Source organism: Corallococcus sp. bb12-1, assembly GCF_026626765.1.
GTDB classification, from domain to species: Bacteria; Myxococcota; Myxococcia; order Myxococcales; family Myxococcaceae; genus Corallococcus; species Corallococcus terminator.
In genome coordinates this window covers 457553-471228 of sequence record NZ_JAPNJZ010000027.1, presented here as the reverse complement: position 1 = coordinate 471228, position 13676 = coordinate 457553, and the positions used below count along the sequence as shown (strand labels likewise).

Below are 13676 nucleotides of genomic sequence, written 5' to 3'. Positions count from 1 at the left end.
CCTCCTTGGGAGACGGGTGATGGGGCTACAGGGAACGTGCGACGAGTTCTTTCATGACCTCGTTGGCGCCCGCGAGGATTCGCAGCACGCGGGTGTCCGCGAACAGGTGGGCGATGGGGTACTCCTTCATGTAACCGTACCCTCCAAACAGTTGAAGACAACGGTCCGCGACGATGCAGGACTGGTCCGTCACCCAGTATTTCGCCATGGCGGCCGTCGTCACGTCGAGCCTGCCCTCCAGGTGGGAGACGATGCAGTCGTCGATGAAGGTGCGACAGACGCGTCCCAGGGTCGCGCACTCCGCCAGTTCGAAGCGCGTGTTCTGCAGGGCGAAGAGCGGCTTGCCGAAGGCGTGGCGCTGCTTGGTGTACTCGACCGTCACCTCCACGGCGCGCTCCAGGCTGGCCATGGCGATGAGCGCCGTGCTCAGCCGCTCCTGGGGTAGCTGGCTCATCAACTGCCCGAAGCCCTTGCCCTCCTCGCCGCCCAGCAGGTTGACGGCGGGGACCTTCAAATCGTCGAAGAAGAGCTCGGTGGTGTCCTGTCCCTTGCCCCCCAGCTTGTCGAGGATGCGGCCCCGTTGGAAGCCGGGCGTCGAATCAGAGACTTCGGCGCACACCAGGGAGATGCCCGCGTGGCCCTTCTCGTCGCCGGTCCTGACGACGATGATGATGAAGTCGCACACGTGGCCGTTGGAGATGAACGTCTTGGAGCCGCTCACCCGGTAGAAGTCGCCGTCACGCACCGCGCGGGTGGTGATGGCCTGGAGGTCGGAGCCCGTCCCCGGTTCGGTCATGGCGATGGCGCCCACCCATTCCCCGCTGGCCAGCCGGGGCAGCCACTTCTGCTTCTGGGCCTCCGACGCGTAGGCGAGCAGGTAGTGCGCGACGATGGTGCAGTGCACCGCGAAGCCCATGGACGGGTCCCCGGCGCGCACCTGCTCCTCGATGAGGATGGCCTCGTGCGCGAACGTGCCCCCGCCGCCGCCGTAGGCCTCCGGGATGGACATGCACAAGAGGCCCAGCTCACCGGCCCTGCGGTAGAGCGCCTTGTCCGGATACCCCTGGGCCACGTGCTTGGGCACGTTGGGGAGGACCTCCTTCGTGAAGTAGGTCGCCGCGAGTCCGCGCACCTGTTCGAGTTCGTCCGAGCTCCACCGGGGCCGCGTCGTCATGTCTGTCTCCCTGCGCTCATGTCGCGCCCTACAGTCCGAACGTCTTGCCAATGATGTCGCGTTGGATCTCGCTCGTGCCGCCGTAGACGGTGGAGATGACCGTGGCGCGCAGGTGCGACTCCATGTCGTATTCGGTCGCGTAGCCGTAGCCGCCCAGCATCTGCATGCCTTCGAGCGCCACGCGCTTGGCCGTCTCTGTCGTCTTCAGCTTCGCCATCGAGGCCTCGCGGGGGAGGGTCCGCTCCGGGGCCTCGTCCGCCATGGCGGCCACGCGGTAGATGAGCAGCTCGCAGCAATCCAGTTCGGTGGCGAGGTCCGCGATCCGGTGTTTGATGGCCTGGAACGAACCGACGGGCTTGCCGAACTGCTTGCGCTCCTTCACGTAGGCGAGGGCGTCGTCGAACGCGCGACGACCGCGGCCGAGCATGGACGCCGCGAGGATGAGCCGCTCGCTGTTGAGGCCCGACATCAGTTGCGGCCACGCCCGGTCCACGATGCCCACCACGGCGTTCTCCGGCACGAAGCAGTCGGTGAAGAAGACGTCGTTGACCTCCTTGCCGCCCAGGGTGGGGATGCCGCGAATCTCCATTCCCGGCGTGCCTGCGGGAACGCAGAACATGGTGAGCCCTTCGTGCCGGGAGCTCAGGGCGTTCGTACGCGCCACGAGCAGCAGGTGGTCCGCGAAGTGCGCGTTGGAGCACCAGGTCTTCTGCCCGTTGATGACGAAGCCCCCGTGGACCCGGGTCGCGCGACAGGTGATGGCGGCGGCGTCCGAACCGGCCCCCGGTTCGGAGATGGAGATGGCCTCCACGCGGCCCCGGGCGATGCCTCCGAGGATCGTCTCGCGCTGGGCCTCGGTGCCGAACTTCGCGTAGGGGCCGGCGGCGACCGCGGTGGTGATGTAGCCGCCCACCGGGGCGAGCCCGTAGGAGGTCCGCTCCGCGAACAAGCAGATGTCGGACATGCCGCCGCCGGAGCCGCCGTGCTCCGTGGGCAGCCCCACGCCGAGCCAGCCGAGCTCCGCCATCTGGGCGTAGAGGGTAGGGCTGTGCGCCTCCGTGCCGTGGTGGGTCAGGGCGTCCCGCTGCGCGCGCGTCCCGGTCCTGTCGCGGCAGAACGCATCGATGGCGTCAGCGAACGCTGCTTGCTCCGGTGTTCTCACATGCATGGGGTTCTCTGGGGAGGTGGGGTGTCAGGCGTCCGCGTAGAGCGCGGCGATGCGCTCGGCGTACTGCGCGAGGAGGACGCGGCGCTTGAGCTTGAGGGTGACGGTGAGCTCGCCCGTCGCGGGCGACCACGTGTCGGGGACCACGTCGAAGCATTTGATCTGCTCCGCGCGGGACAGCCGGGCGTTGGCCGCGCCGACGAGCGCTTCGAGTTCGGTCCGGACCGCCGGCTCGCGCGCGAGGTCGGCGAGCGTCACCGACGCGAGTCCCTGGGACTTCGCCCAGAGCGGCGCGGCTTCCGGATCCAGCGCGACGAGCGCCGTGACGTAGGGCCGGGTGTCGCCAATGGCGATCGCCTGTCCCACGAGGGGGTGCGCGCGCAGCATGCCCTCAATCTTGGACGGGGCGATGTTCTTCCCGCTCGACGTGATGAGCAGTTCCTTCTTGCGGTCGGTGATGGTGAGGAACCCCTCCGCGTCGAGCGTGCCGATGTCGCCGGTGGCGAGCCAGCCGTCCGCGTCCAGCGCGCTGACGACCTGGCCCTCCGCGGAGAGGTAGCCGGAGAACAGGATGGGGCCCCGGACGAAGATCTCCCCGTCCCCGGCCAGCCGCAGTTGCAGCCCGGGGAGGGGACGGCCCACGGCGCCCACCCGGAAGTCGGTGGGCGTGTTGATGGTCGCGCAGCCGGTGGTCTCGCTCATGCCCCAGACCTCCAGCACCCGGATGCCGAAGCCGCCGAGGTACTCCAGAATCTCCACGGGGATGGGCGCCGAACCGCTGCTGGCCCATTCGAGTGCGTCCAGGCCCAGCGTCTTGCGCAGCGGTGCGAGGACCCGGGCGTCTGCCTCCGCGACCTGCTGCTGGAGTTCCGGAGGCACGGCGCGTCCGGAGCCCTGGAGTCGGAAGGCCTCCAGGGCCAGCGCATGGGCGGCGAGGATGGGGTCGCGCCGGGCGGGTTCGAGCGCGCCCAGCTTCACCTTCAGGCCCCCCGCGAGCTTCTCCCAGAGGCGTGGCACGCCGAAGAACGCCGGAGCGCGCGCCTTGGCCAGCAGCGGCACCACGCCCGTGGGGTCCGTGCAGATGTGCACGTGCAGCGCCTTGTAGAGCGCGCGGTAGAGGCCGAGCTCACGCTCCGCGACATGCGCCAGCGGGAGGTACGCGATGGACGGCACCCGCATCTGGACGGGGATGGCGGCGTCCACGGCGATCGCTTCATAGAAGGCGTTGCGGTGGCTCAGCACCACGCCCTTGGGGTCCCCGGTGGTGCCCGAGGTGTACATCATCGCGATCGGATCCTCGGGGCGGATGCCGCTCCAGCACTCCTCGAAGACGCGGGGCGCCGCCCGGTGTGCTTCGAGCCCTTGGGCCTCCACCTGCGAGAAGGAGATGAACCGAGAGTCTCCGGCTGGAATGGCCGCCGGGTCGACGACGATGATCCGCTTGAGGGCGCCGAGCGTTTCGAGCACCGGCCACCACCGGGCGACTTCGTCCTTGCTCTCCAGCACCACCACGGTGGCACCGCTGTGCCGTGCGACGTAGCCCACCTGTTCGGTGCTCAGGGTCTGGTACGCGGTACAGGGAATGGCGGAGAGGTGGACGGCGGCGAAGTCGACGACCCAGTGCTCCGGCCGGGCGGACATCATGATCATCATCCGCTCGCCCCGCTTCAGCCCCAGTGCGTCCAGGCCCCGGGTGAGCGCGGCGGTCCGCTCCCGCAACCGCGCCCAGGTGAGGGTCGTGTCTCCGGCGGTGAGGGCAGGGGCGCTCGCGTATTCCTCCGCGTTGCGTTTGAGCAGGAGCGGCAGCGTGAGTTTATCCGCCAGGGATTGGCACTGCGCTTCCATTTCCGCGCGCGACGGACCCATGGGCAACCGCCTCCGGTTCAATAGACAAACGGGCTGCTACGTTCCTCTTCAGGGATCGACGTAGAGGTCGAGCACGACGTCGGGGCCGCCCCCGTAGCGACTGAAGTCGGTGACACCTTCGGAGCGCAGGACGTCCTCGTCGATGAAGGTCTGCCCGGTGCATTCGTGTGGCGGGCGTTGGAGGAGGGCCACGGCCGCGTCCGCCATGATTTCCGGCGCGCGGGCCCGTTGCATGGAGGTATCGCCCCCGAGCAGGTTCTTCACTGCGGCGGTGGCGATGAGCGTCCGGGGCCAGAGCGCGTTCGCGCCAATGCCAGCCTCGGCCAGCTCCGCCGCCCAGCCGAGCGTGAGCAGCGTCATCCCATACTTGGCGAGCGTGTACGCCGGGTGCAGGCCCATCCAGTGCGGCGCCAGGTTGATGGGCGGCGAAAGCGACAGGATGTGGGCGTGGGAGGAGCGCCGCAGGTGGGGGATGGCTGCGCGCGTCAGCAGGAACGTGCCCCGAAGCTGGATCTGCTGCATCAGGTCGAAGCGTTTGACGGACAGCTCTTCGGTCTTGATCGGCGCGAGGGCGCTGGCGTTGTTGAGACAGAAGTCGATGCCGCCAAAGCGCGCCACGGTTTCATCCACCGCCCGCTGCACGTCCGCTTCGTCGCGCACGTCACCCACCACGGCGAGCGCCTGGCCTCCCGCGGCGGTGATCTCCGCGGCGGCCGTGTGCACCGTTCCGGGCAGCCGTGGGTCCGGCGTGTCTGTCTTCGCCAGGAGCGCGACGTTCGCGCCCAGCCGCCCCGCCGCGACCCCGACGGCCAGCCCGATACCCCGGCTGCCTCCGGACATCAACAGCGTGCGTCCCGCGAGCGGTCCCGGTGGCAACGTTGGGCCCGTCACCGCTTGGGCCCCGACTTTGGCGCCCGGGCCTCGCCGCGCGCGGGTGCGGGCTGCTGGGCCAGTTGGGGGAAGACGTCGCGCACGATGACGATGAGCGCTTCGCTCAGGAGCAGGTGCGCGTCTTCACGGGAGAGGGTTTCGCCGCGAATCCATTCGCGGATGGTGGCCTTCACCAGACCGCCGTAGGAGCGCATCATCGCGCGGTGGCGCGCGTCGCTGCCGACCTCGATCTTCAGGCCCAGGAACTCCAGCGTCCTCGCCGCGGCGACGTCATCCGCCTCGGAGATGATGCGCTCGACTTCTGGATCCGCCCCAATGCCTCCCATTCCGGTGACGGCCACGTACGTCTTGCCGTGGGTGGCCACCGTATCGAGGTACCACTCGACGCTCTTCTCCACCCGCTCCCGCAGGGTTCCGGTCATGGTCACGCTCGCTTCCAGGCCGGGCATGAGCAGCATCCTCTTCACGACCTTCAGATACAGGTCCCGCTTCTGCCCGAAGTAGTGGTTGAGCAATCCACGGGCGACACCCGCCTCCTTGGCGATGTCGGTGGTGGAGACCTCCGCGTACGGGCGCTCACCGAACAGCCGCGCGGCGCACTCGAGGATCTGCTCCCGGCGTTCGTCCGGTTCGAGCCGCTTCCAGCGGGGCGAGAGGGCGGGGCTCATGAGGTCTGCTCCCGCCATGGGAGGAACGCCGGCAGGTCCTGCTCCACCGTCCGGGAGAACTTCGCGGGTCGCTTTTGCATGAAGGCCATTATGCCCTCCAGTGCGTCAGCGCTGTCTCCCAGGCTCGCGATGAGCTGGCTGTCGAGTTCGAACGCGGGTTCGGGAGAGGGAAGGGCGCTCATCCGGTAGAGCGCCTGACGGATGACGGCCACGGAGACCGGCGCGGTGGTCTCCACCAGCTCGTGGGCGAGCGACAAGGCAGCGTCTAGCAGCGCTTCGGGTTCATGGAGGGAGCGGACCAGCCCCGCGCTCAGTGCCTCCTCCGCCTGAATCAACCGGCCGCTCACCATCCAGTCGAGCGCGCGTCCCATGCCGACGAGGCGCGGCAGGAACCAACTGGAGCCAGCTTCCGGATAGATGCCCCGGCGGCTGAAGACGAAGCCGAAGCGGCTGTTCTTCGCGGCGAGGCGGAAGTCCGCGGGGAGGATCATCGTCGAGCCGACGCCCACCGCGGCGCCCTGGATGGCGGCGATGACAGGCTTGCGCAGCGCGAACATCTGGCGGCTCACCCGCGTCGCCGGCTCCACCCAGGCGCCCTCGGGGACGCGGGTGCTCGTCACCTCGAGCGAGCTGCCGCTCAGGTCCGCGCCCACGCAGAAGTCCTTGCCGGCGCCGGAGAGGATGACCACGCGCACACCTTCGTCCGCATCCGCGGCGGACAGCGCGTGGGCAAGCTCATCCGCCATCATCACGGTGAAGCCATTGCGAGCTTCAGGACGGTGCAGTTCCAGGGTGGCGACCCGGTCCTCGACCGAAAACCGGATGTGCTGATAGCTCATGGTGAAGTCATGATGGTAGCTTGTTGGCGGAGCGTCAACAGCAAGAAGCATTGCCGGTGCTGTTTGGCTTTTCGACCTTTTGCGTCATTCCGTGGGAGTTCCCTCCATGCAGCCAACCTCCTTTCGTCTGGAGGGCCGTCGGGCCCTGATCACAGGCGCCTCCAGTGGTCTGGGACTGCACTTCGCCGGGGTGTTGGCGCGGGCGGGTGCTGAAGTCGTGTTGGCCGCCCGCCGCGTCGACGCGCTGGCCGCCGAAGTCGAGCGGCTGCGGGCCTCGGGTGCGCGGGCCCACTGTGTGGCATTGGATGTGACCCGCTCGGAGTCCGTGCAGGCGGCCGTGGCGGAGGCTGAAGCGCTCGCTGGGGGAGCGATGGAGGTGTTGGTGAACAACGCCGGGGTGTCTGGCGAGCATTTCTTCCTGGAGGTGGAGGAGGCCGAGTGGGACTCCGTGGTCGACACCAACCTCAAGGGCGCCTACCTGGTGGCGCGTGCGGTGGCCCGCCGTCTGGTGGAGCGGGGCCTGCCTGGAAGCCTCATCAATATCGCCTCCATCCTGGGGTTGCGGGTGGGCGGCGCGGTGTCACCCTACTGCGCTTCGAAGGCCGGGCTGATCCACCTCACCAAGGCGATGGCCTTCGAACTGGCGCGGCACAAGATTCGCGTCAACGCCCTGGCCCCCGGTTACATCGAAACGGATTTCAACCGCGGGTTCTTCGCCAGGGAGGCCGGCCAGAAGATGGTGGCGCGCATTCCCTTCCGGAGACTCGGCCTCATGCAGGAGTTGGACGGCCCGCTGCTGCTCCTGGCCTCGGAGGCCGGCAGCTACATGAGTGGCAGCGTGCTCGAAGTGGACGGCGCCCATCTCTGCTCGACCCTGTAGTCCTCCTGGAGTCCCTGATGGATTTCTCCCTCTCCCCCGAAGTGGAAGCCTGGCGGCTGCGCGTGCGTTCCTTCGTGGAGCAGCACGTGCTGCCGCTGGAAACCCAGCCGGAGCTCTTCGATACGCACGAGAACCTCCGCGAGGACGTGGTGGCCCGCGTCCGTGCCCAGGCCCGTGCTGAAGGGCTCTGGGCCTTCCAGATGCCGAAGTCGCGTGGAGGGCAGGGGCTGGGCGTGGTGGGCATGGCGGCCTGCTATGAGGAAGCCGCCCGGTCGCCCTTCGGTCCTGTGATGTTCAACGCCGCGCCTCCCGACGACGGCAACATGATCCTCCTGGAGAAGGTGCTGGAGACGGAGGCCCTGAAGCAGCGGTGGTTGCAGCCCATCATCGACGGGAAGGTGCGCTCCGCCTTCGCGATGACGGAGCCCGAGGGCTGCGGCTCCGACCCTTCGCTCACCTACACCCGGGCGGAGAAGTGGGGGGATGAGTGGATCATCACCGGCCGCAAGTGGTTCATCACCGGGGCGGAGGGAGCGCAGCACTTCATCCTGCTGGCGCGCACCTCCGACGATGAGCGCAAGGGGCTCTCCGCCTTCCTGTTCGACGCGAGCCAGCCCGGGTGGCGCATCGAGCGCCGCATTCCCATCATGGGACCGGAGGAGCATGGCGGCCATTGCGAGCTGGTCTTCGAGGGCTTGCGGATTCCGGATGCGCACCGCCTGCTGGGCATTGGCGATGGCCTGAAGGTCACGCAGATCCGTCTGGGCACCGCGCGCCTCACGCACTGCATGCGCTGGCTGGGATTGTCCAAGCGGTGTCTGGAGGAGGCGGGGGGCTACGTCACGCGGCGCATGAGCTTCGGGGAGACCCTGGCGAAGCATGAAGGAGTGCAGTGGATGCTGGGGGATGCGGCCAAGGACATCCATATCGGGAGGTTGCTCACGATGAGCGCCGCGTGGAAGCTGGACCAGGGCGACTTCGCCCGCACGGACATCTCCATCGCGAAGATCCACGTGGCGGACACCCTGCACAAGGCCGCCGACACGGCCATCCAGTTGATGGGTGCCCGCGGCTATTCGAAGGACACGCTTGTCGAATGGATCTACCGCTACGCCCGTCAGGCTCGGCTGGTGGATGGGGCCAGTGAAATCCACAAGATGGTGCTGTCACGCGCCTACCTGGCCGAAGGCCCGGAGTTCTTCACGTGGGGCGTGCCCGCCGCTTCCACGAAGAAGGGGTGAGGCATGCGGGAAGAACAGAAGCGGGCGCTGGAGCATTTCCTGGCTGGCAGGGCGGGTGCCAGCGCGGTGCGGATTGACGACGTGCACCTGCTGTCTGGAGGAGCCATCCAGGAGAACTGGTCGCTGACCGCCACCGTGATGGGAGGCCAGTACGAGGGCGTCCTGGAGTGCGTGCTGCGCTCCGATGCGCCCTCGGGTGTCGCCGTGTCGCACGGCCGCGCACAGGAGTTTGCCCTGCTCCAGGTGGCCTTCAATGCCGGCGTGACGGTGCCCGAGCCCTTGTGGTCCGGTGACGCCTCCGTGTTCGGCCGGGAGTTCTTCGTGATGCGCAGGGCCCGGGGGGCGGCCTCCGGTCATCGCCTCGTGAAGGAGCTGAACCTGGGCGGTGATCGGGAGCTGCTGGTGGAGCGTCTGGGGGAGGAGCTGGCGCGGCTGCATGCCATCCGCCCCCCGGTGGAAGGACTCGACTTCCTTCGTGCACCGACGCTGTCGCCAGCGCTCCAGGGCGTGAAGGACTTTCGGAACTTCCTGGATGGACACCCCAGGGCGTTTCCGGCGCTGGAGTGGGGCCTCCGCTGGTTGGAACGGCATGCACCGGCGACTCCCGAGCTGGTGCTGACACACCGTGATCTCCGCACCGGCAACTACCTGGTGGACGAAGCCGGGCTCACGGCCGTGTTGGATTGGGAGTTTGCTGCCTGGTCGGATCCGCTGGAGGACCTTGGCTGGCTCTGTGCGCGCTGTTGGCGCTTTGGACAGTTTGAAAAGGAAGCGGGGGGCATGGGGTCCCGCGAGGCGCTCTTTCGTGGCTATGAGCGCGTGAGTGGGCGGCGCCTGACGCGTGAGGCCGTGTTCTATTGGGAGGTCCATGCGCACGTGCGGTGGGCCGTGATTGCCTTGCAGCAGGGTGCCCGCCATGTCTCCGGACAGGAACCGTCCCTGGAGCTGGCGCTCACGGCGCATGTCGTTCCGGAACTGGAACTGGAGATCCTGAACATGACCGGAGGGCGGCATGCGTGAACCGCCAGAGGGGGCCGCGCTGCTGGCGATTGCCCGTGAGGTGCTGCGCAAGGAATTGCTGCCCCTGCTGCCAGGGGACAAGGTCTATGCGGCGCTGATGGTCGCCAATGCCATGGGCATCGCCGAGCGCCAGTTGCAGCAGGGCGAAGGCCCCCAGAGGGAAGAGCAGCAGGCGCTGGCTGCCCTTCTCAAGACCGAAGGGGCGCTGGAATCATTGAACCGTGAGTTCGCCACGCGGATCCGCCGTGGCGAATTTGATGAGGATGACGAAGCCCGCCGGCTGCTCTGGGAGTCCACCGTGCAGCGGGTCCGGGAGAGCGCACCGAAGGCCCTCCCTGCCTATGGGCTGAAATAGCCGCCGAGGTGTCCTCGGTGGGACTGGCGCCTGGCTGGCTCATACCCTGGGTGTGGTAGCTTTCGGGTCGGTCATGGCTCCCCTGCGTCTATCCATTACCGGGTTGGGAATGGTCAGCACCGTCGGATACGACGTCGTGTCGGCTTGTGCCGCGCTGCGAGCAGGCATCACCCGGCCCGCCCCGCTCGACTTCCAGGTGGCTTCCCGCGACGACCTCGCCGTCGAAGCCGTCATGGGCCATCCGCTGACCGGGGTGTCGGATGGCTTCTCGGGGCTTGGGCTCCATGTCCATCTGGCCTCGCTCGCGCTTCGCGACCTGCTTCACTACGGGAAGCTGGATGCCACGGACACAGGCTTCTGGCGGGACACGGCGCTGTGGGTGTGCACCTCCCTGCCTCGAATCGAGGAGGAGGCGGACGGAGAGGCACTCCAGCGACTCCTCGAGTCGCGTCTGTGCTCCGCGCTGGTCCACCGCGTGGGGCTGGCCATTCCTCCGGACCAGCAGCGATTCATGCCTCGGGGACACACGTCCGTTCTGGGCGGGGTGGCCGAGGCCTTCGAGGCCCTTTCCCACGGGCGCGTCCGTCGAGCCCTCGTGGTGGGGGTGGACAGCCTCGTAGGCGAGGAAGAGCTCCAGTGGTTCGCGTTCCATCGGCGGTTGAAGACGCCCGAACAGGCAGTAGGGCTGATGCCGGGAGAGGCCTCGGCGGCGCTCCTGCTGGAGTCCGAGGGGGAAGCCCGGCGTCGCCAGGCTGTCTCCTCGGGGCTCGTCAGCGCCGTGGAGGTACTGGAGCCCTCCTTGGACTCGCAGGACGTGCCGCCGGGGCTCTCGCTGGCCCGTGTCATCGAGGCCACGATGGCCCAGGCTTCCCGCATCCACACCGTCTACGGAGACCTCAATGGCGAGGAGTGGAAGGCGCGCCAGTGGGGCTCGGCCCTGGTTCGCCTCTCCTCCCGTCCACCCTTTCAGGCCATGCGGCAGTCCTGGCCCGCGATCTCGCTGGGCGACACGGGGGCCGCCAGCGGTGCCATCCAACTGGCGCTGGCGTGCCGGACCTTCCTCCGGAATCCCTCCAGCGGGGACACGGCCCTTGTCTGGTCCCAGTCGGATTCGGGGGCGGTGGCTTCGGCGCTCGTCCACCGGGCCCAGGCCAACACCCCTGTTTGAGGAGGCGACCGATGCCCGAAAACAGCACGCCACCGCCGCCGTCGCCGAATCCCCTGAAACGCAGAGGGCCTCCCGCGAAGAAGGGCAAGGTCATTCCGCCCGAAGCCAGGCCGGAGAAGAAGCAGAAGGCCGGGACCCAGGGTGACCATCTGGCCTGGGATGGGCCCTTCAACAACCACAAGGACAGCAAGGGCGGCCATGGCTGCATCTGGAGGCACCCCATCGAGACCCGGGGGTGGAGCGAGAATCCCTGCAACTATCCCCTCAATGGATTTCATGTCTCGTCGGATGAAGGCGGGAACCGCTATGCCCTTTACTCGGCGGACTTCCGCTCCCGGGCGGAGGCCCTGGGCTACGTGAAGGAGGGCGAATACCTGTCGGATGTGGTCCAGCAAAACATCCAGGCCGCCGGAGCGCGAATCATCGCGGAGGGATTGCGCAAGGAGGAGGGTTTCAACCTCAAGAAGTACGTCGATCTGGCCAAGACGGCTTTCTACTGGCTCAAGAGGGAGGATGGCTGGAAGATCAACGTCAGCTGTTCGGACTCTGCGCCAAAGCCTCATTCCGAGAGGTCATTCAAGAGGAACCAGCCCCACTTCCTGCCCCGGCAGGATAAGGAGCGCGGTGGGCATGGCGCCTGGTACCCGTATGAGCACAATTATCACCACCTCATCCCCATCGGAGCGGTGGAGGAATGGATTGTCGGCAGGGATGACAAGAGCGCCAACGTCATCCAGATCGTCCTGATGTCGGGCTGGAACATCCACAAGCGCCTGAACGTGATGCTGTTGCCGCAGCAGGAGGTCGTCGCCGAGGTAGTGGGTCTGCCAGCCCACTGTCCCTGGGGCGTTCCTTCTCACAAGGACTACCAGGACTCCCTCGCTGACAAGCTCAAGCAGATTCGCGACAAGATCATCAGGGCTGCCAAGGGTGGCAAGGAACACCCGGACCCAGAAAAGATCCAGTTCGAATTTGACGACATTTCCGAAATACTTTTTGAGAAGATCAAGGGAATGACAGCCGGCCGCAAGCTCGGCAAGGTAAGGTGGTGACTCATGGCATACAGCTATTTCACGGTTGCCCACAGCCCGGACGAACGCGCCATCCAGGTTCACGACCTCCCTGATAGGGTCGAGCATTACTACCGGCTGACGGACGCCGTCCCGGTAGGCAACTTGTTTCCTCCCGCCACGGTGCTCTCCGTCCACCCTCGGTCCGGGGACATGCTGACAGACTTCATCGACAACTCGGACGCGGTGCTCGAAGTCTCCGCGAATGCCCGCGAAGTGCTCATGGCCCAAGGCATGGGGGAGGGGAACGCTGAGTACCTTCCCTTCACCCTCCACGACAAGCAGGGCCGGGTGGTGAAGGAGCAGTACTTCGTCGTCAACCTGCTGCGAAGCGTTGCCTGCTTCGATCTGGAGAAGTCCAGATACAAGACCTATCCGAAGAATCCCGACGAAATCTACGGCATCCGGAGCGTCTATTTGCGCGAGGATCGGATCCCTCTGGACGCCAGGCTCTTCCGCCTCGCGGAATCCCTGCGGATCACCATCATCCGTTCCGATCTGGTGGAGGCCGTCGAGAAGGCGGGGCTCGTCGGATTGGCCGTCCTACCGCTCGGCGCGGACGTGAGCTGAGCGTTTCGGAGCCACCCATGGGACCCCGTCAGACAGAAACCCTTCAGGGCAATCTCGGCTACCTCGCGGCGAAGCGGTTGGAGGTTCTGGCGGAGCGCCCGGACGCGAAGCTCGCGCTGGAGGCCGCCGCCTTCATCCGGCAGACAGGGTGCAGCGAGTTGCTTTCCAACATGGACTCGCGGACCTTCTTCCAGGCCCTGCGCCAGAGCGCGGTCGTCTATCTGGACCTGTTGGAGCGGAGGGCGGATTGTCCTGCCCAGGATGCGTATTACCTGGCGCGAAGCAAGGCTGCCCCCTTCTTCGATGCCGTGGCTGCGCAGGCGAACGAGCTGGTGGATCGCATGCTTCCCTTGCTGACAAGGGATTGGATGCGTCGGATGGAGTCCGAGGAGCACTTCCACTACCACGGGGTGCTCTCCATCCTCGCGGGCGGCCCCGGAGTGCTGGAGGACGCAATGCAATCCTTCGAGCGCTCCCTGGATGGAGGCGAGTCCGCGCGCTTCGACGTGGCCCGGGCCCTGGTGACGGGCGACGCGGATGCCTTCAATGCAGCGCTTGAGGCCCTCATCACGCAACGCTGCAAGGCGCTCGAAGCGGAGCGGAAGTCGGGGCTCTTCGACCCCTACTTCCACCGGACCGAGGCGCATGTCTTCGTGGAGGGCATCTCCCTGGTGCGGCTCGCGAGGCAGCGGGGCCTGCACACGCTGCGCGCGTACCGAACCCTTCCCGAACCCTGTCTCGAAGATCAGGGCGATTGACCCTGACGCCC

At 67.2% G+C, this 13676-nt stretch carries 14 protein-coding genes; 8 read left to right on the top strand and 6 right to left on the bottom strand.

The window, feature by feature from the left end; genetic code table 11:
• Nucleotides 1–25: 25 nt before the first annotated feature.
• The 6 genes from OV208_RS32990 to OV208_RS32965 are packed head-to-tail and all read right to left on the bottom strand — an operon-like array spanning nt 26 to nt 6603.
• A complete protein-coding gene (locus tag OV208_RS32990; protein WP_267577895.1) occupies nt 26–1174 on the bottom strand; it encodes an acyl-CoA dehydrogenase family protein in 1149 nt (382 codons plus the stop codon).
• Nucleotides 1175–1202: 28 nt separating this feature from the next.
• Nucleotides 1203–2342 carry an acyl-CoA dehydrogenase family protein gene (locus OV208_RS32985; RefSeq protein WP_267577894.1) on the bottom strand — a complete coding sequence of 380 codons (1140 nt, stop codon included), beginning with the start codon at nt 2340–2342 and terminating at the stop codon, nt 1203–1205.
• 24 nt (nt 2343–2366) lie between these two features.
• Complete coding sequence (locus OV208_RS32980; protein WP_267577893.1) at nt 2367–4205, bottom strand: AMP-dependent synthetase/ligase; 1839 nt, start codon at nt 4203–4205, stop codon at nt 2367–2369.
• Nucleotides 4206–4253: 48 nt separating this feature from the next.
• The gene (locus tag OV208_RS32975; protein WP_267577892.1) at nt 4254–5096 is read right to left on the bottom strand and encodes an SDR family oxidoreductase; all 843 of its coding nucleotides are present in this window, start codon (nt 5094–5096) and stop codon (nt 4254–4256) included.
• Nucleotides 5093–5764 (bottom strand): TetR/AcrR family transcriptional regulator, encoded by a 672-nt coding sequence (locus tag OV208_RS32970; RefSeq protein WP_267577891.1) that lies wholly within the window; start codon nt 5762–5764, stop codon nt 5093–5095. Before OV208_RS32970 ends, OV208_RS32975 begins: the two co-directional genes overlap by 4 nt.
• On the bottom strand, nt 5761–6603 hold the full coding sequence (locus tag OV208_RS32965; RefSeq protein WP_267577890.1) for an enoyl-CoA hydratase-related protein: 843 nt from the start codon (nt 6601–6603) through the stop codon (nt 5761–5763). The genes OV208_RS32970 and OV208_RS32965 overlap by 4 nt, the downstream gene beginning before the upstream one ends.
• 106 nt (nt 6604–6709) lie before the next feature.
• Here OV208_RS32965 and OV208_RS32960 point away from each other — a divergent pair, with 106 nt between their 5' ends.
• The 8 genes from OV208_RS32960 to OV208_RS32925 all read left to right on the top strand — a co-directional run bounded on the left by OV208_RS32960 (nt 6710) and on the right by OV208_RS32925 (nt 13665).
• Nucleotides 6710–7483 carry an SDR family NAD(P)-dependent oxidoreductase gene (locus OV208_RS32960; protein WP_267577889.1) on the top strand — a complete coding sequence of 258 codons (774 nt, stop codon included), beginning with the start codon at nt 6710–6712 and terminating at the stop codon, nt 7481–7483.
• 17 nt (nt 7484–7500) lie between these two features.
• Complete coding sequence (locus tag OV208_RS32955) at nt 7501–8724, top strand: acyl-CoA dehydrogenase family protein (RefSeq protein WP_267577888.1); 1224 nt, start codon at nt 7501–7503, stop codon at nt 8722–8724.
• Between the two features lie 3 nt (nt 8725–8727).
• Complete coding sequence (locus OV208_RS32950; RefSeq protein ID WP_267577887.1) at nt 8728–9744, top strand: phosphotransferase family protein; 1017 nt, start codon at nt 8728–8730, stop codon at nt 9742–9744.
• Nucleotides 9737–10099 carry a DUF6285 domain-containing protein gene (locus OV208_RS32945; protein ID WP_267577886.1) on the top strand — a complete coding sequence of 121 codons (363 nt, stop codon included), beginning with the start codon at nt 9737–9739 and terminating at the stop codon, nt 10097–10099. Before OV208_RS32950 ends, OV208_RS32945 begins: the two co-directional genes overlap by 8 nt.
• Nucleotides 10100–10235: 136 nt before the next feature.
• Entirely contained in the window at nt 10236–11267 is a 1032-nt protein-coding gene (locus tag OV208_RS32940) for a hypothetical protein (protein WP_267577885.1), read from the top strand.
• A gap of 11 nt (nt 11268–11278) precedes the next feature.
• Nucleotides 11279–12319 carry an AHH domain-containing protein gene (locus OV208_RS32935; RefSeq protein WP_267577884.1) on the top strand — a complete coding sequence of 347 codons (1041 nt, stop codon included), beginning with the start codon at nt 11279–11281 and terminating at the stop codon, nt 12317–12319.
• Nucleotides 12320–12322: 3 nt separating this feature from the next.
• On the top strand, nt 12323–12907 hold the full coding sequence (locus tag OV208_RS32930; protein ID WP_267577883.1) for an imm11 family protein: 585 nt from the start codon (nt 12323–12325) through the stop codon (nt 12905–12907).
• Nucleotides 12908–12924: 17 nt separating this feature from the next.
• Nucleotides 12925–13665 carry an Imm49 family immunity protein gene (locus OV208_RS32925; protein ID WP_267577882.1) on the top strand — a complete coding sequence of 247 codons (741 nt, stop codon included), beginning with the start codon at nt 12925–12927 and terminating at the stop codon, nt 13663–13665.
• Nucleotides 13666–13676: the final 11 nt, after the last annotated feature.